Origin of the sequence: Ancylobacter sp. WKF20, from assembly GCF_029760895.1 — a bacterium.
Taxonomy (GTDB): domain Bacteria; phylum Pseudomonadota; class Alphaproteobacteria; order Rhizobiales; family Xanthobacteraceae; genus Ancylobacter.
In genome coordinates this window covers 217,325-235,381 of sequence record NZ_CP121679.1, presented here as the reverse complement: position 1 = coordinate 235,381, position 18,057 = coordinate 217,325, and the positions used below count along the sequence as shown (strand labels likewise).

Here is an 18,057-nt window from a genome sequence, read left to right as displayed (position 1 = left end):
TAGGCACCGCTTCGCCACAATCGGGCACCGCCAGCGTCCACTACCGCACGCTGCGGGCGCAATTTCGGTCGCCGGATACCTTCCGCAAGGTCACATTCCCGGCGCAAAGCACGGGCCTGATTGAGGAAATTCCTCGGATGGCGGACCCTCCCCATGGCTTCCACGCTGCGTGCCGGCGTTGCCGGGCTCGATGTGACCATGCGCGTCACGCTCGGCGTTCTGGCGCTCGCCTCCGGCGTCTACACCTATCTCGGCGTGCGCGACCTGCTCGACGGCTCGCCGGTCATCACCGTCTTCGCCGCGCTGATCTATTCGACCGCCGTCTCGGTGGCGATCTACGCCTTCTGGACCATGCTGCTGACCTTCCTGCCGCATGTGCGGGATACGGCGAGCCGGGTCTGGCTCACCGGCGCCATGCTGCTCGGCTCGCTGATGATCGTCGCCATGTCGTCCTGGCTCAACGCGGCGGCGCTGGCCGGCTCGGCGGCCATCGAGCAGCATCTCGCCGTGACGCTGCAGGACTACACGCGCGATCTCGACGCGGCGCATAACCGCGCGCTCGGGGCGCAGAGCCTCACCCCGGACATCCAACTTGCCTCAACCCGCTTTGCCCGCCTTGCCGAAGCCGAGCGTTCCGGCGCGCTCACCGGCACGGGCGGCTCGGGCACGGTGGTGCAGCTGCTCACCCAGATGTCCAGCCAGCTCGACGATCTCGGCCGCCAGCTCACCGAGAGCGGCGAGCGCACCCGCCAGCTTTATGCCGAGGGCAGCGCGCAGATCGCCAAGATGCGCGAGATGGTCTCTGGCAGCGGCCCGATCAAGGAGCGCAGCGATGCCTTCGGCGCGGAAGCGCTGCGGCTCGTCGGCACCATCGCGGCGATGGAACAGAGCTCCATGGCGCCGGCGGTGAGGCGCGCGGCGGACGACATGGCGCGCGGCTTCATCGCCCCGGCGGCGGATGGGCGCAACGCCGACCTCGCCGGCCGGCAGAACGCCGTCGTCGGCAATGTCGAGCGGGCGGTGGCCGTGCAGGCGCGCGCGCTGTCGCAAGCGGCGGATGAGATCATCGGCTCGGGGCCGGTCGAGCCCGCACGCTTCCAGCCGCTTTCCACCGCGGAGGCGGTGCTGCGCTATGCCGGCGACTTCCTGCCGAGCTGGGCCGGCGCTATCTCCATCGACCTCCTGCCCGCCGTGCTGGTGCTGGCGCTCTGCGTCGTCCATGCCGCGCTGCGCCGCGAGGACGCGCCGGCCGATGCCGAGACCATGACCGCCGCCCAGCTCATCACCGCCATGCGGCTGCTGCGCGAGGTGAAGAACGAGGAAGGCGTCGCGGGGGACGAAACAGCGAAATCGGATCGCGAAACTGAGCTTGCAGAGACTGAAGCGGCACTCGTCCCCTCCACCGTGACACCCCTGCAACCCGGCCGTGGGGTGCGCAAGGAGTGAGCGCGCAAGGAATGGCCCCAGCCGACCCGGCGGCGGCACCGGCCCCGCTCTGGCGGCGCCTTCTCGGCGCGCGGCCGGACGAGACGGTGCTGCGCGCGGTGTTCCGCACGCTCATCGTGCTGAGCCTCGCGGTGATCGGATGGGATGCCTATGACCGCGCGGAGCAGGCCGCCAAGGCCCCGCCACCCGCTCTGCTGCCGGGCGAGCAGCCGGACGCGGCGCCCTTCCTGCCCTCGGCCCGCCCCGGCGTCGATCCGGCGCAGAAGGAACGCACCCGCCCGGCGCCGCAGGCCGACCTGCGCCAGGCGATGACGCTGGAGCTGGTGGCCGGCGGGCGGCTGGAGGCGCGCGGCACCATCACGCCCGGCACGGCGGAGCGCTTCGCCGCCGAGGTGGAAAAGCGCGGCGCCTATGTGACCACCGTGGTGCTGAACTCGCCCGGCGGCTCGGTAAGCGACGCGCTCGCCATGGGCCGGCTGATCCGCGAGAAGGGATTCGCCACGGAAGTGCCGGCGGACGCGCATTGCGCCTCCTCCTGCCCGCTGGTCTTCGCCGGCGGGGTGCGGCGGCTCGCCAAGGCGGGAGCATCGATCGGCGTGCATCAGGTCTTCGCCGTCTCAACCGGCGGCAACGCCGCCGATACCGGCATGGCGAGCGCCCAGCGCGTCTCCGCCGAATGCCAGCGCCATCTGGTGGCGATGGGCGTCGATCCGCGCGTGTGGATCCACGCCATGGAGACCCCGCCGGAGCGGCTGTTCTACTTCTCGCCGGCGGAACTCACCGACCTCAAGCTCGCCACCGGCGCGTGAGCGAACGCTTACGGATGGGCCAAATCCTGATGGACGCTCCCGACGCCGCGTAACATAGTGCCGGCAAGGCCCGTATTCTCTGGCGGCCGCCATCCCGGTGGCCTGTTGCGGCGCGTCCCATGAGCGTTTTCGTGCGTTTCCGTCTCCTGCCTGCTTTGCTCGTCCTCTCCCTGCTGACGGCGATGAGCCTGCCCGCGCGCGCCCAGACCGCCACGCCGGCACCCGCCCCCGCAACAACGCCGCTGCCGATCAGCCCGCAGCAATTCGACCAGCTCGTCGATGCCCTCTCCAAGGCGGTGGCGGAACGGCTGAAGGCGGAAGGGGCCGTACCCGGCACAGCCGCGAAACCCGCCGCCGCGAGCCCCGCCGCACCGGCGCACAATGCGGCACCCGCATCGGCGGCGCCCGCCCCATCGGCAGGCGGCACACCGGCTGGCACCCCGCCCATGGCCATGAACATGGAGATGGAGGAGCCGCTCAGCGAGGTGTTCATCGATGTGGTGGAGAAGGGCGACGCCGCGCTGCAGCAATTCCCCGCTCTGGTGGAGCACACCGCCCGCATCCCGATGATCCTCGGGCCGGAGCTGAATGGCGGGCGCGAGCCCGGCCGCTATTTGCTGCTGCTGCTGGCCTGCGTCGCCGCCGCGCTCGGCACCGAAGCGCTGCTGCGCCTCGCCTTGCGCCCGGCGCGCCGCTACCTCGGCGGCCGCATCGAGGGCACCGCGTCGATCTGGGCGCTCTCGGCGCTGATCGGGCTCGACATCCTCGTGCTCACCGGCATGTGGCTGGTCACCCACGGCTTCGTGGTGAGCCTGTTCGCCGGCACCGAGCCGCAGGCGCGCTTCGGCTACCTCGTGCTGACCAGCGTGTTCTACTGGCGGCTCTACCTGCTGGTCTTCCGCATCGCCCTGCGCCCGAATCTGCCGCAGGCGCGGCTCGCCGCCATCAGCGATGCCGAGGCGCTCAAGGTCTACCGCTGGACGGCGGTGGTCATCCTCACCGCCATCGTGCTCGCCGATATACGCCGCATCCTCGAAGGCATGCAGTCGCCGCCTCTGGTGATCGCCTGCGCCATGCTGGTGAACACGGCGCTGCTGACCAGCCTGCTGATCGCCACCGCCATCGCCATTCGCGAGCCCGTCGCCAAATGGCTGCACGGGCTGACCCAGACCGGCCAGCCCGGCCCGATGGTGTCGATCCTGTCGCGCTGGTGGCTGGCGCTCGCCATCCCGATCTTCCTCCTGCTCGGCATGGCCCGCGTCTATGGTGCGCTGACCTCGCTCGAGGGCATCCACCTCGCCATCCTGATGACGATGGACGTGCTGATCGGCCTCATCGCCATCGAATCCTTCATGGACAAGATCTGCCGGATGATGCGGGTGCAGACCGTAGCCAGCGAGGCCGAGGGCGAGCCGCCAGCCGAGGGCGAGCGCTCGGAGGCGCGCGAGCGGCTGGTCGAGGCGATCATGCGCTGCATCCGCATCGCCGTGCTGCTGGTGGCGACCTCGCTCACCGTGCGCATCTGGCTGGTCTATGGCATCGGCATGATGGACAACAGCCGCTACAACGCCTTTGCCAGCGCCGCCCTGCCGGGCGGGGGCATCCTGCTCGGCGCCTATTGCGCGTGGCAGGCGGTCGAGTATGTCACCAGCCTGCACGGCGGTAAGCGGCCATCCTCGGGCGGCTTCGAGGCGGAGGATAGCGCGGAAGCTCCGGCCTCGCGCATGAGCACGCTGATGCCGCTGCTGCGAGTGACGTTGACCCTCGTCATCATCATCCTCGCCGGCCTGACGCTGCTGAGCCAGATCGGCATCGACGTGACGCCGCTGATCGCCGGCGCCTCCATCATCGGCCTCGCCATCTCCTTCGGTAGCCAGACGCTGGTGAAGGACATCGTGTCGGGCGTGTTCTACCTGGTGGACGATGCCTTCCGCGTCGGCGAGTACATTGATTGCGGCCGGGCCAAGGGCACGGTGGAAGGCTTCACCCTGCGCTCGCTCAAGCTGCGCCACCAGAACGGCCAGATCTACACCGTCCCCTTCGGCCAGCTCGGGCAGGTGACGAATTTCAGCCGCGACTGGACGACGATGAAGTTCAACCTGCGCTTCACCCGCGACACCGATCTCGAAAAGCTGCGCAAGACGGTGAAGAAGATCGGCCTCGAAATGGCGGAGGATCCCGAGCTGAAGGACGAGTTCCTGATGCCGCTGAAGATGCAGGGCGTGGCCGATATCGACGACACTGCGCTCATCGTGCGCTTCAAGTTCACCGTGCGGCCGAACAAGCCGACCGTGGTGCGGCGCGAGGCGATCAAGCGGATGATCTTCCAGCTGCCGCAGCAGGGCATCGAATTCGCCAACAACACGGTGGCGGTGCAGTCGCTCGCCGCCCCGGAACTGGCCGGCGCGGCGGCGGCAAGCGCGCGGGCCCGCGCCGCCAACGACCTCCTGCAACAGGTGGAGAGCGAGGCGGCGGCGAGCTAGCGCCTTAAGCGTCCGGCGGCGCCCAACGGGTGGTGAGCGCCGCCACATCCGGGCGCGGGCGCTCCGCGGGCGGCTCCTTCGCCGTGCCGATGTGCAGGATGCCCGCCACCCGTTCCCCGTCGCCGACGCCAAGCAGGCGCACGGCTTCCCCGTGCGTCGCGGCCCAGCCGGTGACCCAGATGCCGGCATAGCCGAGCGCATGGGCGGCGTTGAGCAGATTGAGACACACCGCGCCGGCGGACAGTTCCTGCTCGATGAGCGGGATGGAGGCGTGCTCGACCGGCCGGCTCACCACCACCACGGCGAGCGGGGCGGGAAACAGCCGGCCCATGATGGCGGCGAACTTCTCGCGTTTTTCCTCGGGCATATGGCCATTGGCCTCCCGGTAGGCCTGCGCCAGCCGCGCGCCCAGCGCCGCGCGCGCCTCCCCTTCGATCAGGATGAACCGCCAGGGGGTGAGCATGCCGTGGTCCGGCACGCGGGCGGCGAGGGTGAGCAGCGTCGCGCGCTCCTCGCCCGTCGGCCCCGGCTCGATCAGCCCGGCGGATGGCACCGAGCGGCGCGCGGCAAGCGCCGCCAGCACGGCGGCGCGGGTCTCAGGGGCTATCGATGTCATCGGAGCTTTCCACAATCCAGCCGCGCCCTAGATGCCCGGACGCAGGAAATTCACGCCGACCCGCCGCCCCAGGGGCGACTCGGCCGGAATTTTGGTCGACAATATCCCATGGCCGACCCGAACCACGCCAACATAAGCGGGTGCGGCCCCCAAGGAGCAAGAGATGAGCATCAACGGCGAAATCCCCGTGCGTGACAACCGCGCCGCCGACCGTTTCGAGATCGAGCAGGACGGCCACCTCGCCGTCGCCCAGTATATTCTGGCCCCGGACCACATCATCTTCACCCATACGGAAGTGCCGCCGGAGCTGGGCGGGCGCGGCATCGCCACGCGCCTCGTCGAGGCCGGCCTCGCCAGCGCGCGCCAGCGCGGCCTCTCCGTGGTGCCGCGCTGCTCGGTGTTCGGCCGCTACATGATGAAGCGCCCGGAGACCCACGACCTGATGGCGCCGGAGATCCGCGCGACGCTCGGCCTCGCCTGACACCGGCCTCGCCTGACACTGGCCGCGCCGGATGCTGGGGCACGCTGGGGGCGGGTGACACATCCGCGCCACAGCTCCGGGGAAAACCTGCCGCTTCATACCCTTCATTAACGCTGTGCTCCTAACCATGGAGCACGGCCGAAGGGGGCGCCCGCCCTTCGCGGCCGGTGCACCACGGTATTCAGCGGCAAAGGTTCTGGCGTCCCATGCGTACCCCGGCGCGTCCGTCCGACACGAACGAGAGCAAGCCTTCCGAGGCCAGCGAGAGCGCGCCGCGCGTCCTCTCGCGGGCCAACCCCAAGCCGGTCTTCGCCCCGCCCCCGCCGAAGGGCGCCAAGGGGGTGAACACGGCCGTGCCGGTGCCGGCCCGCGTTCTGGTGCCGAGCTGGCTGCAGCCCTTCACCCTGCCGTCCAATACCCGTTTCACCCGCACGCCGGACTATCTGCTGCGCAAGCCCGCGCCGGAGCCGGTGAAGGCCGAACCCTCGCTAGAGAGCGCCGCGCTCGATACCACCGCGCTGGTGCCGCCGCGCCCCTCGCAGACGCCGGTGCTGCGCGTGCCGCCGCGCAAGCCGCCGCTGGGCGCCATTCCCAAGCCGCTGATCGCCGCCGACGCCCGACGCGCGCTCGCCGCGCAGGAAGACGCGCTGCGCCAGGCCGCCGGGCAGGCGGCAGAGAGGGCGGCGGAGAAGGCGGTTGAGCAGGTGACCGAGCCTGCGGCGGAGACGGTGATCGCGGCGGCGATTCCGGCGTTTCAGGTGATCGAGACCCCCGCGCCGGTCGTGGTCGCCGTGCCTGAGCCGGCCGCAATCGCCGCGCCCGCCGCCGAGCTGAAGCCGCCGCTGGCCGCCAATGATCGCGCCGCCACCGCGCCCCGCCCCTCGCCCGTCGCCGCGCCGTCCTCGATCCGCCAGATCGCCGGCATGATCCAGCTCGGCTGGGACGTGCCGCCGGTCGCCTCGGCGCAGCAGGATGTCGCGCCGAGCGAGGATGTCTGGCTGGAGGATGCCGAGGCGTTCGAGTCCCTGCCCTTCGCCGACGCCTATGAGGCGCCGGAAGTGGCCGACCACGCGGCCCCGCTGCCGGAGCTGCTGGCCGCACCGGTGAACGCCGCCGCCGACGAGGCGGCCTGGGGCTCCATCGCCGGCTTTGACGAGCTGATCGAAGACAGCCTCGCCGACCAGACCTTCGACGACGCCACGCCCGAGGATGCCTCCACCGAGGAAGCCGTCGGCGAGGACGCGCCCGCCGAGTGGACCGCCTCCGTGCTGCCGAGCCTTGGCGGCTACACCGTCGCGCCGGCGGAAGTCTCGTTCTCCTGGCCGAGCTTCGCTCTGGTGCCCGTCGCCGAGCCCGCGCCGCCGCCGACGCCGGCACCCGCTCCCGTCGTCGCCGCCCCTGTTGCCGTTGTCGCTCCGGTCGCTCCCGCCCCGGTGGCGGCGCGTCCCGCACCGACGCCGCGCCCGGCGGCGCTGCCCGACAGCGATGCCTATGAACTGCCGCCGCTCGACCTGCTGGCCGAGCCGCCGGAGACCGAGCCGGACTATGAGCTGTCGGAAGAATTCCTCGACCGCAATTCGGTGAAGCTGCAGCAGGTGCTGCATGATTTCGGCGTGCGCGGCGAGATCATCGACGCCAATCCCGGCCCCGTGGTCACGCTCTATGAGCTGGAGCCCGCGCCCGGCATCAAGTCCAGCCGCGTCATCGGCCTGTCCGCCGACATCGCCCGCTCGATGAGCGCGGTCTCCGCCCGCGTCGCCGTGGTGGAAGGGCGCAACGTCATCGGCATCGAGCTGCCGAACCAGCGCCGCGAGACGGTGTGGCTGCGCGAGATGCTGGCGAGCCATGAATATGAGGCGGCCAAGGCCAAGCTGGCCATCGCGCTCGGCAAGACCATTGGCGGCGAGGCGGTGATCGTCGATCTCGCCCGCATGCCGCATCTGCTGGTCGCCGGCACCACCGGCTCGGGCAAGTCGGTCGCCATCAACACGATGATCCTGAGCCTGCTCTACCGGCACCGCCCGGACCAGTGCCGCCTCATCATGATCGACCCGAAGATGCTGGAACTCTCGGTCTATGAGGGCATCCCGCATCTGCTCACCCCCGTCGTCACCGATCCGAAGAAGGCGATCGTCGCCCTCAAATGGGCGGTGCGCGAGATGGAGGAGCGCTACCGCAAGATGAGCCGCCTCGGCGTGCGCAACATTGATGGTTTCAATGCCCGCGTCGCGGAAGCGGCCGGCAAGGGCGAGATCATCACCCGCACGGTGCAGAAGGGTTTTGACCGCGAGACCGGGGAGATCATCGAGGAGGAGGAGATCATGGATCTCGCGCCCCTCCCCTACATCGTCATTGTCGTCGACGAGATGGCCGACCTGATGATGGTGGCCGGCAAGGAGATCGAGGGCGCGATCCAGCGCCTCGCCCAGATGGCGCGCGCGGCCGGCATTCACCTGATCATGGCGACGCAGCGCCCGAGCGTGGACGTCATCACCGGCACGATCAAGGCGAACTTCCCGACCCGCATCTCCTTCCAGGTCACCAGCAAGATCGACTCGCGCACCATCCTGGGCGAGATGGGCGCCGAGCAGCTGCTCGGCCAGGGCGACATGCTCTACATGGCCGGCGGTGGGCGCATCTCGCGCGTCCACGGCCCCTTCGTCTCCGACCAGGAAGTCGAGCGCGTGGTCGAGCACCTGAAGTGCCAGGCGCGGCCGGAATATCTCGACGAGGTCACCGCCGAGGAAGAAGACGAGCCGATCCCGGACGACGCCGCCGTGTTCGACAAGAGCGCGATGGGGGAGGAGCCGGGCGAGGTCTATGATCAGGCGGTGGCCGTGGTGCTGCGCGACAAGAAGGCGTCGACCTCCTACATCCAGCGCCGCCTGCAGATCGGCTATAACCGCGCCGCTTCCATCATGGAGCGGATGGAGAATGAGGGCATCGTCGGCCCGGCCAACCATGCCGGCAAGCGCGAGATCCTGCGCGAGAACCGCTGATCCCACAAAGTGCTGAACGCGGCGCCCGCGTTCACGCCATGATCGCCGCCCAGATCGCCAGCAGCGCGCCCATCACCACCACCGCGCCGGCCAGCACATAGGCGGCGCGGCGGTTGCCGCCCCGGCCATGGCGGGGCGCGGCGGGGGCACCGGGCATCTGGCCGGGAAGGCTGTCCTGCGCCTCGTCATTATAGGGCCGACGTTCCTCACCGGTATCGCCCGGCGGCGGCTCGCGCCCGGCCCCGCCTTCGGTGGCGCGGGCGAGCGCCACGCGCTCGGCGGTGGGCGGCGTGCCGGCGGCCTCGTCGTCCGTGCCGAGCGGCGCCGCCGCCGGGTCGGAGAACGGCACCTTGTCGCCGGCCTGGCCCCGGTCGATATCCGCGCGCAGTCGATCCGCCGTCGTCATCTCTGTTCCGCCCGCTGTGGTTCCCATGGGTAACGGCCCGTAGCTGCGGCGGTTCCTCCGGGCGTTTTCGCCCATGGCCCGCCGGCAATGTGCAGAAATGCGGGCACAGAGGCGCGCCGACGCCCCTTTCGCAATGCAGCGCGGGAGATTAGGTGTTGGGGCAATCCGCCGCCGGCCCGGTCCGGCTTCCGACGCGATCGTGCCGAGAGGACAGATCATGCTCACCGTCTCCTATCCCGACGTCCAGCTCTTCATCGACGGCCAGTGGCGGGGAGGCAGCGGGCACGGGGACAAGCCGGCGACGCAGCCCATCGTCAACCCCGCGACCGAGGAAGTCATCGGCACCCTCGCTCACGCCAGCAAGGCCGATCTCGACGCGGCGCTCGCCGCCGCCGAGAAGGGCTTCGCCACCTGGCGCCACACCGCCCCGCATGAGCGCTACAAGCTGATGCGCAAGGCCGCCGAGCTGCTGCGCGAGCGGGCGGAAGAGATTTCCCGCATCATGACGCTGGAGCAGGGCAAGCCGGTCGCGGAAGCCCGTGTCGAGACGCTCGCCGCCGCCGACATCATCGACTGGTTCGCCGAGGAAGGCCGCCGCCAGTATGGCCGCCTGATCCCCGCGCGCGCCGCCGGGATCCAGCAGATCGTCCACCGCGAGCCGGTCGGCGTCGTCGCCGCCTTCACCCCGTGGAACTTCCCGATCAACCAGGCGGTCCGCAAGGTCTCCGCCGCGCTCGCCGCCGGCTGCGCGGTCATCCTCAAGGGACCGGAAGAGACGCCGGCGAGCTGCGCCGCCCTCGTCAAGGCCTATGAGGATGCCGGCCTGCCCAAGGGCGTGGTCAACCTCGTCTTCGGCGTGCCCTCGGAGATTTCCGAGTATCTGATCCCGCACCCGGTGGTGAAGAAGATCTCCTTCACCGGCTCCACCGTGGTCGGCAAGCAGCTCGCCGCGCTGGCGGGCCTGCACATGAAGCGCGTCACCATGGAGCTGGGCGGCCACGCCCCGGCCGTGGTGTTCGAGGATGCCGATGTCGACGTGGCGGTGAAGCTGCTGTCGGGCGCGAAGTTCCGCAATGCCGGGCAGGTCTGCGTCTCCCCGACCCGCTTCCTCGTCCATCAGGACATCTATGAGCGCTTCGTCGACGGCTTCACCGAGGCGGTGAAGACCGTGAAGGTCGGCAACGGGCTCGATGAGAGCGTGCGCATGGGCCCGCTGGCCAATGCCCGCCGCGTCGAGGCCATGGAGGCGCTGACCGCCGACGCCGTCGCCAAGGGCGCGACGCTGCGCACCGGCGGCGCGCGCATCGGCAATAAGGGCTATTTCTTCCAGCCGACCGTACTGACCGACCTGCCGGCCGATGCCCGCATCCTCAATGAGGAGCCCTTCGGGCCGGTGGTGCCGATCCAGCCCTTCTCCTCCATGGAGGCGGTGATCGCCGAGTCCAACCGTCTGCCCTATGGCCTCGCGGCTTACGCCTACACCACCTCCGGCCAGCGCGCCGACGAGTTCGCCCGCCGGGTGGAGAGCGGCATGGTCTCGATCAACCATCACGGCCTCGCCCTGCCCGAAGTGCCGTTCGGCGGCATCAAGGATTCCGGCTATGGCTCGGAAGGCGGCACCGAGGCGATGGAAGCCTATGTGAACACCAAGTTCGTTACCCAGCTCGGGGTCTGATCCCGCGCCGGCTTCACGAAAAGCGCACTCGGCAGCGGGGGCGGTATGGGGTAACAAGGTAATGCCCCCGCCGCACCCGCTGTGTTCATGGACCTCACCGTCTTCCTCGTGATGCTCGTCTCCGCCGCCACCCAGGCGGGCTGGAACGTCATCCTCAAGATCCGGCTCGATCCGTTCAGCGCGCTCGTGCTGGTCGGCATCTGCGGGGGCGTCGCCGCCCTGCCCTTCGCGCTCTGGTTCGGCCTGCCGGGGCTGGACGTGCTGCCCTGGATCGGGCTCTCGGTCTGCTGCCACCTGTCCTATTACGCCTTCATCATCGGCGCCTATAGCCGGGCCGATCTCGGCATGGCCTACCCGGTCGCGCGCGGCAGCGCGCTCCTGATGACCGCCGGCATCTCCATCTTCATCATGGGCGAGGCGATCTCGCCGGTCGGCATGGTCGGCATCCTGCTGCTCGCCTCCAGCATCCTCCTTGTCGGCCGCCACGCCTTTGACCGCCATGCGCTCGGCCATGCGCTGGAAGGGCGCGCGCTGCTGCTGGCGCTCGGCTCGGGCGTCGCCGCCACCGCCTTCACCATTGTCGACGGCACCGCCGCGCGGGTGACCGGGCAGGCCAATCTCTACACGACCTGGCTGTTCGTGGCGGATGCGGTTGTCATCACCATCCTGCTCCTGTCGTGGAAGGGCCGGCGGGCGGTGGCGCCCCTGCTCACCTTCCTGCCCTGGGGCCTCCTCGGCGGGACGATGCTGTTCGTGAGCTACTGGCTCTCGGTGTGGGCGATGACGCAGGCGCCCATCGGGCTGGTGACGGCGGTGCGTGAATCCAGCGTGCTGTTCGGCGCCATTCTCTCGGTGACGCTGCTGCGCGAGCCCTTGCGGGCCGACCGGGTGATCGCCGCCTTCCTTGTGGTGAGCGGCCTCGCGCTGATCAAGCTGTTCTGAATTTTCCCGCCGCCGGCTAAGGAATCAGCTAACGAGGCGGGGTCTTCCACCTCCCGGCAGTGTCATGGAACCCAGCGTGTTTCTGGCGGTCATCGCCGCCGCCGCCATGCATGCCGGCTGGAACGCCATTCTGAAGATCCGGCTCGACCCGCTGGTCGCGGTGGTGCTCATCACCGCCGCGTGCAGCGTTATCGCCTTGCCCGCCGCGCTGTGGTTCGGCCTGCCCCCGCTGCATGTCTGGCCATGGATCGCCGGCTCCATCGCCGTCCACCTCGTTTATTACCTCACGCTCACCGGCGCCTATCGCCGCGCCGATATGGGCTTCGTCTACCCGCTGGCGCGCGGCGGCTCGCCGCTCATCACCACGCTGTTCTCGTTGGTGCTGCTGGGCGAACCGATCGACGCGCAGGGCGTGCTCGGCGTCGTCGTGCTGGCGGCCGGCGTGCTCGCCATCGCCTGGCGGCCCAAGGGCGGCGGGTTCGACGCGCGCGCGCTTGCCCTCGCGCTCGCCTGCGCGCTCAGCATCGCGGTCTATTCGTTGATCGACGGGCTCGGCGCACGCTCCGCCGGCAGCCCGCATCTTTATTCGGCCTGGCTGTTCCTGCTGGAAGGGCCCTGCGTGCTCATCGTGGCACTGCTCCGGCTCGGTCCGGCGGCGCTGCGCCCGGCGACCGGCTTCGTGGTGCCGGGCATTTTCGGCGGGGCGATGTCGCTCTCGGCCTATTGGATCACCATCTGGGCGATGACCAAGGCGCCCATCGGCCTGGTCTCGGCCGTGCGGGAATCCAGCGTCATGTTCGCCGCGCTGATCGCCGTGGTGGTGCTGCGCGAGCCGCTGAAGTTGGAGCGGCTGGGGGCAGCCGGGCTCATCGTGCTCGGCCTCGCCCTCATCAAGCTGCATTAGCGCCAGCGCCCCGGCGTGTGTTCCGGGCGTTCCTGTGCTTTTTTGCCGGCATGACCGAGCGCCCCACCCCTGCGATTCGACCCACCGTGCCCGATGATGCCTTTGCCGGGCCGCTGGCGCTCATCCGCGAGGGCGCGCCGCTGGTGATGGTGATCGGCGGCGCCGGCACCGGCAAGACCACCTTCCTGCAGGCGCTGCGCCGGCAGGGCGGCAGCAAGCAGGCGTTTCTGGCGCCCACCGGCGTCGCCGCCTTGCAGCTCGGCGGGCAGACCATCCACTCCTTCTTCGGCCTGCCGCCGCGCCTCATCGACCCCGACCAGGTGAAGCCGCGCGCGCCCAAGCGCACGCTGATGAAGAAGCTGGAGCGGCTCATCATCGACGAGGTGTCGATGGTGCGCGCCGATGTGCTGGACGCGGTCGACCGTTCGCTGCGCATCGCTCGCAACGATCCGACGCCCTTTGGCGGCGTGCAGGTGATCCTGGTCGGCGATTTCCTGCAGCTCCCGCCGGTGGTGCCGCAGGCCGAGCGCGAGATCCTCGGCCATCTCGGCTATGAGGGGCCGTTCGCCTTCGACGCGCGGGTGCTGCGCGAGGTGGACATCACCCGCCTGCCCTTCCGCCAGGTCTACCGGCAGAGCGACGCCACCTTCGTCGATCACCTCGCGGACCTGCGCGCCGGCCGCAACATGATGCGCGCCATCGACGCCATCAACAGCGCCTCCTTCCGCGAGCATCGCCCCGGCCGCGTCCCGGTCGTGCTGGCGCCGACCAATATGCGGGTGGACGGCTACAACCGCCACGGCATGGACGGGCTGGTCGAGGCCGGCCGCATCTATGAGGGGCGCAGCGAGGGCGAGTTCGACCTCGCCAATGACCGCCTGCCCGTGCCGGAGCTTCTGGTGCTCAAGGTCGGTGCCCGCGTCATGGCGGTGCGCAACGATCCCGAGCGGCAATGGGTCAATGGCTCCGTCGGCACCGTGACCGGCCTCGCCCATGACCGCGCCTTCGTCCGGCTCGACGCGGGCGGGGTGGTGGAGATCGAGCGCACCAGCTGGGAACGCATCCGCTACGACTGGAGCGAGACGACGGGCAAGATCGAAGCCAAGGTGGTGGGCAGCTACACCCAGCTTCCCCTTGTCCCGGCCTGGGCCGTCACGGTCCACAAGGCGCAGGGCTTGACGCTGGAAGATGTGCGCATCGATTTCGACAGCGGCGCCTTCGCTGCCGGGCAGGCCTATGTCGCGCTCTCGCGCGCCCGCTCGCTGGAAGGGCTCTCGCTCGCGCGGCCCTTGCGCGCCTCCGACATCCGCATCGACCGGCGGGTCGCCGCCTTCACGGCGGCATTCGAGGCGGGGCTGCCGCCCGACGCCATCGTCTGAGCCGACGCCGCTCCAGCATGGCATCACATTTATTAATACGAAATTAATTGCAATTTCTTCCCGTCATGAGGAAGGTGGCGCGGTGACATCGCTGCTGACGCGGGATGTTGCTTTCAGCCCTTGCGCAGGGTCGGCCCTCGCCGGCGGCCCGGAATGGCCCGCGGCTGGAGCCTCACCCCGGGGTTCACGGGCTATAGCCGGATAACACCCCGCAACCCCACCCCCTGCCTAGCGTGCGCCTTTCGGACTCGAATCGACGGATATGCTGACCAACAAGGGCAAATACGGTCTCAAGGCGATGATGTTTCTGGCGCGCCACGCGGGAGGCGCTACCGCTCTGGGCCAGGACATTGCCAACGCCAATCACATTCCCAAGCAGTTCCTGAACGGCATTCTACTGGAGCTTCGGGCCGCGGGTCTGGTCCGTTCGAAGAAGGGTCCCGGTGGCGGCTACGCGCTGACACGATGCCCCTCCGTCATCCGTGTCGGCGAGATCATGCGCGCGTTGGAAATTCCCATGGCCCGCCTGCCCTGCACCGCTTCCGACAGCGCGGTGCCGTGCGAGGATTGCGACGACCCCGGACTGTGCGGGGTCCGCACCACGATGAGCCAGGTGAATGCCGCTGTCGCCGGCGTGCTGGATACGCTCACGCTCGGCGAACTCGTCCGCGCCAGCACAGGCGATCGGCCCGGGCAGGACAGCATCGACATCGACGCGCTGCGCTGACCGGAGGTGCCGGCTGCGGAAGGACCGCAAGCGGCACGTCCCCGGCAGCGGGGCTCAGAAAAACGCCTGATGGCCGGTGATCGCCCGGCCGAGGATCAGCGCATGAATGTCATGCGTGCCCTCATAGGTGTTCACCGTCTCCAGATTGATCATGTGGCGCATCACCGGGTACTCGGACGAGATGCCGTTGCCGCCATGCATGTCGCGGGCGGCGCGGGCAATGTCGAGCGCCTTGCCGCAATTGTTGCGCTTCAGCATGGAGATGGACTCCACCGGCAGCCGCCCGGCATCGAACAGCCGGCCCGCCTGAAGCGCGAGCTGCAGGCCAAGGGTGATCTCGGTCGCCATGTCCGCCAGCTTCTTCTGGATCAGCTGGGTGGCTGCCAGCGGCTTGCCGAACTGCTTGCGCTCGAGCGTGTAGCCGCGCGCGGCGGCGTAGCAGGCTTCCGCCGCGCCCATCGTGCCCCAGCCAATGCCGTAACGGGCGCGGTTGAGGCAGGAGAACGGGCCCTTGAGGCCGGAAGCGCCGGGCAGGATGTTTTCCTCCGGCAGCTCGACGCCATCGAGCACGATTTCGCCGGTGACGGAGGCGCGCAGGCTGAGCTTGCCCTCGATCTTCGGCGTGGTGAACCCCTTCATGCCGCGCTCGACGAGGAAGCCGCGAATCTCCCCGTCATGCGCCGCCGACTTCGCCCAGACCACCGCGACATCGGCGATGGGCGAGTTGGTGATCCACATCTTGGTGCCGGAGAGGCGATAGCCGCCGTCGATCCTCTCGGCGCGGGTGCGCATGCCCGACGGGTCCGAGCCCGCATCCGGCTCGGTGAGGCCGAAGCAGCCGACCCATTCGCCGGTGGCGAGTTTCGGCAGGAATTTGCGCTTCTGCGCCTCGGTGCCGAAGGCGTTGATCGGGTGCATGACCAGCGAGGACTGCACGCTCATGGCCGAGCGGTAGCCGGAATCGACGCGCTCCACCTCGCGGGCGACGAGGCCATAGGACACATAGCCGAGGCCGGCGCCGCCATATTCTTCGGGGATGGTCGGCCCGAGCAGGCCGAGTTCGCCCATCTCGTTCATGATGTCGCGGTCGAAGCGCTCCTCCATATAGGCGGAGGTCACGCGCGGCAGCAGCTTTTCCTGTGCATAGTCGCGCGCCGTGTCGCGGACGAGGCGCTCTTCCTCGGTGAGCTGGCCGTCGAGGTCGAACGGGTCGGCCCAGTCGAAGCTGGCGCGGGGGGCCTTGGTCTCGGCCGGGGCGTTGGAAACAGCGGCAGGCGCGGCACTCATGAGCGGAGTTCTCCCATCAGCCGGCGGAGCGCGCCGGATGCCATGCTCTTACAACTTCGCACGGCGCCATGCACGTCGGGAGGCCTCGCGGGAAGGCGCGGCCTTGGGTCCTACGACTTAGGTCGGGGGGCAGAGCGCGATTGCGCAACCCTCGGACACGTGATTGATTTCACGCAGGAGCGACGGAGATCAAACAACAGGCCGGCCCACACAATGGGCAGGGCGCCGCTTCGTTCCATTAGAGGGGTCTTTTCTATGCGGGTAATCACTCCCAAGGTGGCGCTTGCCGCCGCGATGCTCACGGTCCTGTCGGCGCCGGCTTTCGCCGCCAAGACGCTGGTCTACTGCTCCGAAGGCAGCCCGGAGAACTTCACCCCGGCGCTCAACACCACCGGCACCAGCTTCGATGCGGCCCGCCCGGTCTACAACCAGCTCGTCGAATTTGAGCGCGGCTCGACCAAGGTGGTGCCCAGCCTCGCCGAGAGCTGGACCGTGAGCCCGGACGGCAAGGAACTCACCTTCAAGCTGCGCAAGGGCGTGAAATTCCACTCCGGCGTCAACGGCTTCACCCCCACCCGCGACTTCAACGCGGATGACGTGCTGTTCTCGTTCGAGCGGCAGTGGAAGCCGGAGAACCCGTACCACAAGGTCACGGGCGGCGCGTATGACTACTTCAACGACATGAGCATGCCCGACCTGCTCAAGTCGATCGACAAGGTGGACGACTACACGGTCAAGTTCACCCTGACCGAGCCGAACGCGCCCATGCTGGCGAACCTCGCCATGGACTTCGGCACCATCATGTCGAAGGAATATGCCGACTTCCTGCTGAAGAAGGGCACGCCCGAACAGTTCGACCAGATCCCGGTCGGCACCGGCCCGTTCTCGTTCGTCGCCTATCAGAAGGACGCGGTGATCCGCTTCAAGGCCTTCCCGGCCTATTGGGGCGGCCCGGCCAAGGTGGACAACCTCGTCTACGCCATCACCCCCGACCCGACCGCGCGCTACGCCAAGCTGAAGAAGGGCGAGTGCCATGTGATGATCGCGCCGAACCCGGCCGACATCGCCGCGCTGAAGACCGATCCGGTGGTCAACCTGATCTCCCAGCCGGGCCTCAACATCGGCTATCTGTCGTTCAACACGCAGAAGCCGCCCTTCGACAAGAAGGAGGTCCGTCAGGCCTTCAACATGGCGATCGACAAGGCCGCCATCATCAAGGACGTGTACCAGGGCGCCGGCCAGGCCGCGATCAACCCGATCCCGCCGACCATCTGGTCCTACAACACGACCATCAAGGACTACCCGTTCGACCCCGAGAAGGCGAAGGCCATGCTCGCGGCGGCCGGCGTTAAGACGCCGCTCGACATCGACCTGTGGTGGATGCCGGTGCAGCGCCCCTACAATCCGAACGCCAAGCGCATCGCCGAAATGATGCAGTCGGACCTCGCCAAGATCGGCGTCAATGCCAAGCTCGTCTCCTATGAGTGGGGCGAGTACCGCAAGCGCCTGCAGCAGGGCGAGCACATGACCGGCCAGCTCGGCTGGACCGGCGACAATGGCGACCCGGACAACTTCTTCTTCCTGCTTGGCTGCGCCGCCGCCCGTCCGGGCGGGCAGAACCTGTCCAAGTGGTGCAACAAGGAGTTCGACGACCTGATCAACAAGGCGAAGACCATTTCGGACGTCGCCGAGCGCACCAAGCTCTATGAGCAGGCGCAGGTCATCGTGAAGGAAGAGGCGCCGTGGTTCACCATCGCCCATTCGGTGGTCTATGAGCCGACCCGCAAGGAAGTCGTGGACTACAAGGTGAGCCCGCTCGGCCGCCACGAGTTCTATGGCGTCGACCTGAAGTGACGAACGCGGTGCCGGCGGCGGGAGCGCCGCCGGCACCGTGCCTTTCGGC

14 protein-coding genes are annotated in these 18,057 nt (G+C 69.0%); 11 read left to right on the top strand and 3 right to left on the bottom strand.

The genetic code is table 11. The annotated features are described in order from the left end of the window. Nucleotides 1-153 precede the first annotated feature (153 nt). The 3 genes from AncyloWKF20_RS01115 to AncyloWKF20_RS01105 all read left to right on the top strand — a co-directional run bounded on the left by AncyloWKF20_RS01115 (nucleotide 154) and on the right by AncyloWKF20_RS01105 (nucleotide 4,738). Complete coding sequence (locus AncyloWKF20_RS01115; protein ID WP_279316142.1) at nucleotides 154-1,446, top strand: hypothetical protein; 1,293 nt, start codon at nucleotides 154-156, stop codon at nucleotides 1,444-1,446. Nucleotides 1,447-1,457: 11 nt separating this feature from the next. Continuing rightward, nucleotides 1,458-2,255, top strand: a complete 798-nt coding sequence (locus AncyloWKF20_RS01110; RefSeq protein WP_279316141.1) for a hypothetical protein — start codon at nucleotides 1,458-1,460, stop codon at nucleotides 2,253-2,255. A 131-nt stretch (nucleotides 2,256-2,386) separates the two neighbouring features. Then, nucleotides 2,387-4,738: a mechanosensitive ion channel family protein gene (locus AncyloWKF20_RS01105; protein WP_279316140.1), complete on the top strand. Its 2,352-nt coding sequence runs from the start codon at nucleotides 2,387-2,389 to the stop codon at nucleotides 4,736-4,738. A gap of 4 nt (nucleotides 4,739-4,742) precedes the next feature. Here AncyloWKF20_RS01105 and AncyloWKF20_RS01100 read toward each other — a convergent pair whose 3' ends face one another. Then, nucleotides 4,743-5,354: a nitroreductase gene (locus AncyloWKF20_RS01100; protein WP_279316139.1), complete on the bottom strand. Its 612-nt coding sequence runs from the start codon at nucleotides 5,352-5,354 to the stop codon at nucleotides 4,743-4,745. 163 nt (nucleotides 5,355-5,517) lie between these two features. On the opposite strand from AncyloWKF20_RS01100, the gene AncyloWKF20_RS01095 reads away from it, so the two are divergent. Beyond that, nucleotides 5,518-5,835, top strand: coding sequence for a GNAT family N-acetyltransferase (locus AncyloWKF20_RS01095; RefSeq protein ID WP_267583281.1), 318 nt, complete (start codon nucleotides 5,518-5,520; stop codon nucleotides 5,833-5,835). A 206-nt stretch (nucleotides 5,836-6,041) separates the two neighbouring features. Then, entirely contained in the window at nucleotides 6,042-8,834 is a 2,793-nt protein-coding gene (locus tag AncyloWKF20_RS01090) for a DNA translocase FtsK (protein WP_279316138.1), read from the top strand. A 31-nt stretch (nucleotides 8,835-8,865) separates the two neighbouring features. On the opposite strand, the gene AncyloWKF20_RS01085 is transcribed toward AncyloWKF20_RS01090, so the two are convergent. Beyond that, complete coding sequence (locus AncyloWKF20_RS01085; protein WP_279316137.1) at nucleotides 8,866-9,240, bottom strand: hypothetical protein; 375 nt, start codon at nucleotides 9,238-9,240, stop codon at nucleotides 8,866-8,868. 217 nt (nucleotides 9,241-9,457) lie between these two features. Here AncyloWKF20_RS01085 and AncyloWKF20_RS01080 point away from each other — a divergent pair, with 217 nt between their 5' ends. The 5 genes from AncyloWKF20_RS01080 to AncyloWKF20_RS01060 all read left to right on the top strand — a co-directional run bounded on the left by AncyloWKF20_RS01080 (nucleotide 9,458) and on the right by AncyloWKF20_RS01060 (nucleotide 14,867). Continuing rightward, a complete protein-coding gene (locus tag AncyloWKF20_RS01080; RefSeq protein ID WP_279316136.1) occupies nucleotides 9,458-10,915 on the top strand; it encodes an NAD-dependent succinate-semialdehyde dehydrogenase in 1,458 nt (485 codons plus the stop codon). Between the two features lie 87 nt (nucleotides 10,916-11,002). Further along, nucleotides 11,003-11,857 (top strand): DMT family transporter, encoded by an 855-nt coding sequence (locus tag AncyloWKF20_RS01075; protein WP_279316135.1) that lies wholly within the window; start codon nucleotides 11,003-11,005, stop codon nucleotides 11,855-11,857. A 64-nt stretch (nucleotides 11,858-11,921) separates the two neighbouring features. Next, complete coding sequence (locus AncyloWKF20_RS01070) at nucleotides 11,922-12,761, top strand: EamA family transporter (RefSeq protein WP_279316134.1); 840 nt, start codon at nucleotides 11,922-11,924, stop codon at nucleotides 12,759-12,761. A gap of 86 nt (nucleotides 12,762-12,847) precedes the next feature. Further along, nucleotides 12,848-14,140, top strand: a complete 1,293-nt coding sequence (locus AncyloWKF20_RS01065; protein ID WP_279316133.1) for a DEAD/DEAH box helicase — start codon at nucleotides 12,848-12,850, stop codon at nucleotides 14,138-14,140. 262 nt (nucleotides 14,141-14,402) lie between these two features. Continuing rightward, nucleotides 14,403-14,867: an Rrf2 family transcriptional regulator gene (locus AncyloWKF20_RS01060; protein ID WP_279316132.1), complete on the top strand. Its 465-nt coding sequence runs from the start codon at nucleotides 14,403-14,405 to the stop codon at nucleotides 14,865-14,867. Between the two features lie 54 nt (nucleotides 14,868-14,921). On the opposite strand, the gene AncyloWKF20_RS01055 is transcribed toward AncyloWKF20_RS01060, so the two are convergent. Next, nucleotides 14,922-16,154, bottom strand: a complete 1,233-nt coding sequence (locus AncyloWKF20_RS01055; RefSeq protein WP_279316131.1) for an acyl-CoA dehydrogenase — start codon at nucleotides 16,152-16,154, stop codon at nucleotides 14,922-14,924. A gap of 255 nt (nucleotides 16,155-16,409) precedes the next feature. On the opposite strand from AncyloWKF20_RS01055, the gene AncyloWKF20_RS01050 reads away from it, so the two are divergent. Continuing rightward, on the top strand, nucleotides 16,410-18,008 hold the full coding sequence (locus tag AncyloWKF20_RS01050) for an ABC transporter substrate-binding protein (RefSeq protein ID WP_279316130.1): 1,599 nt from the start codon (nucleotides 16,410-16,412) through the stop codon (nucleotides 18,006-18,008). The last annotated feature ends 49 nt before the right edge of the window (nucleotides 18,009-18,057 follow it).

Excerpts from the sequence above, each read along its gene's own strand:
- AncyloWKF20_RS01085 (WP_279316137.1), bottom strand. The coding sequence starts at position 9,240 with ATGACGACGGCGGATCGACTGCGCGCGGATATCGACCGGGGCCAGGCC.
- AncyloWKF20_RS01110 (WP_279316141.1), top strand. The coding sequence starts at position 1,458 with ATGGCCCCAGCCGACCCGGCGGCGGCACCGGCCCCGCTCTGGCGGCGC.
- AncyloWKF20_RS01075 (WP_279316135.1), top strand. The coding sequence starts at position 11,003 with ATGGACCTCACCGTCTTCCTCGTGATGCTCGTCTCCGCCGCCACCCAG.
- AncyloWKF20_RS01060 (WP_279316132.1), top strand. The coding sequence starts at position 14,403 with ATGCTGACCAACAAGGGCAAATACGGTCTCAAGGCGATGATGTTTCTG.
- AncyloWKF20_RS01095 (WP_267583281.1), top strand. The coding sequence starts at position 5,518 with ATGAGCATCAACGGCGAAATCCCCGTGCGTGACAACCGCGCCGCCGAC.
- AncyloWKF20_RS01080 (WP_279316136.1), top strand. The coding sequence starts at position 9,458 with ATGCTCACCGTCTCCTATCCCGACGTCCAGCTCTTCATCGACGGCCAG.
- AncyloWKF20_RS01115 (WP_279316142.1), top strand. The coding sequence starts at position 154 with ATGGCTTCCACGCTGCGTGCCGGCGTTGCCGGGCTCGATGTGACCATG.
- AncyloWKF20_RS01090 (WP_279316138.1), top strand. The coding sequence starts at position 6,042 with ATGCGTACCCCGGCGCGTCCGTCCGACACGAACGAGAGCAAGCCTTCC.
- AncyloWKF20_RS01050 (WP_279316130.1), top strand. The coding sequence starts at position 16,410 with ATGCGGGTAATCACTCCCAAGGTGGCGCTTGCCGCCGCGATGCTCACG.
- AncyloWKF20_RS01055 (WP_279316131.1), bottom strand. The coding sequence starts at position 16,154 with ATGAGTGCCGCGCCTGCCGCTGTTTCCAACGCCCCGGCCGAGACCAAG.
- AncyloWKF20_RS01100 (WP_279316139.1), bottom strand. The coding sequence starts at position 5,354 with ATGACATCGATAGCCCCTGAGACCCGCGCCGCCGTGCTGGCGGCGCTT.
- AncyloWKF20_RS01070 (WP_279316134.1), top strand. The coding sequence starts at position 11,922 with ATGGAACCCAGCGTGTTTCTGGCGGTCATCGCCGCCGCCGCCATGCAT.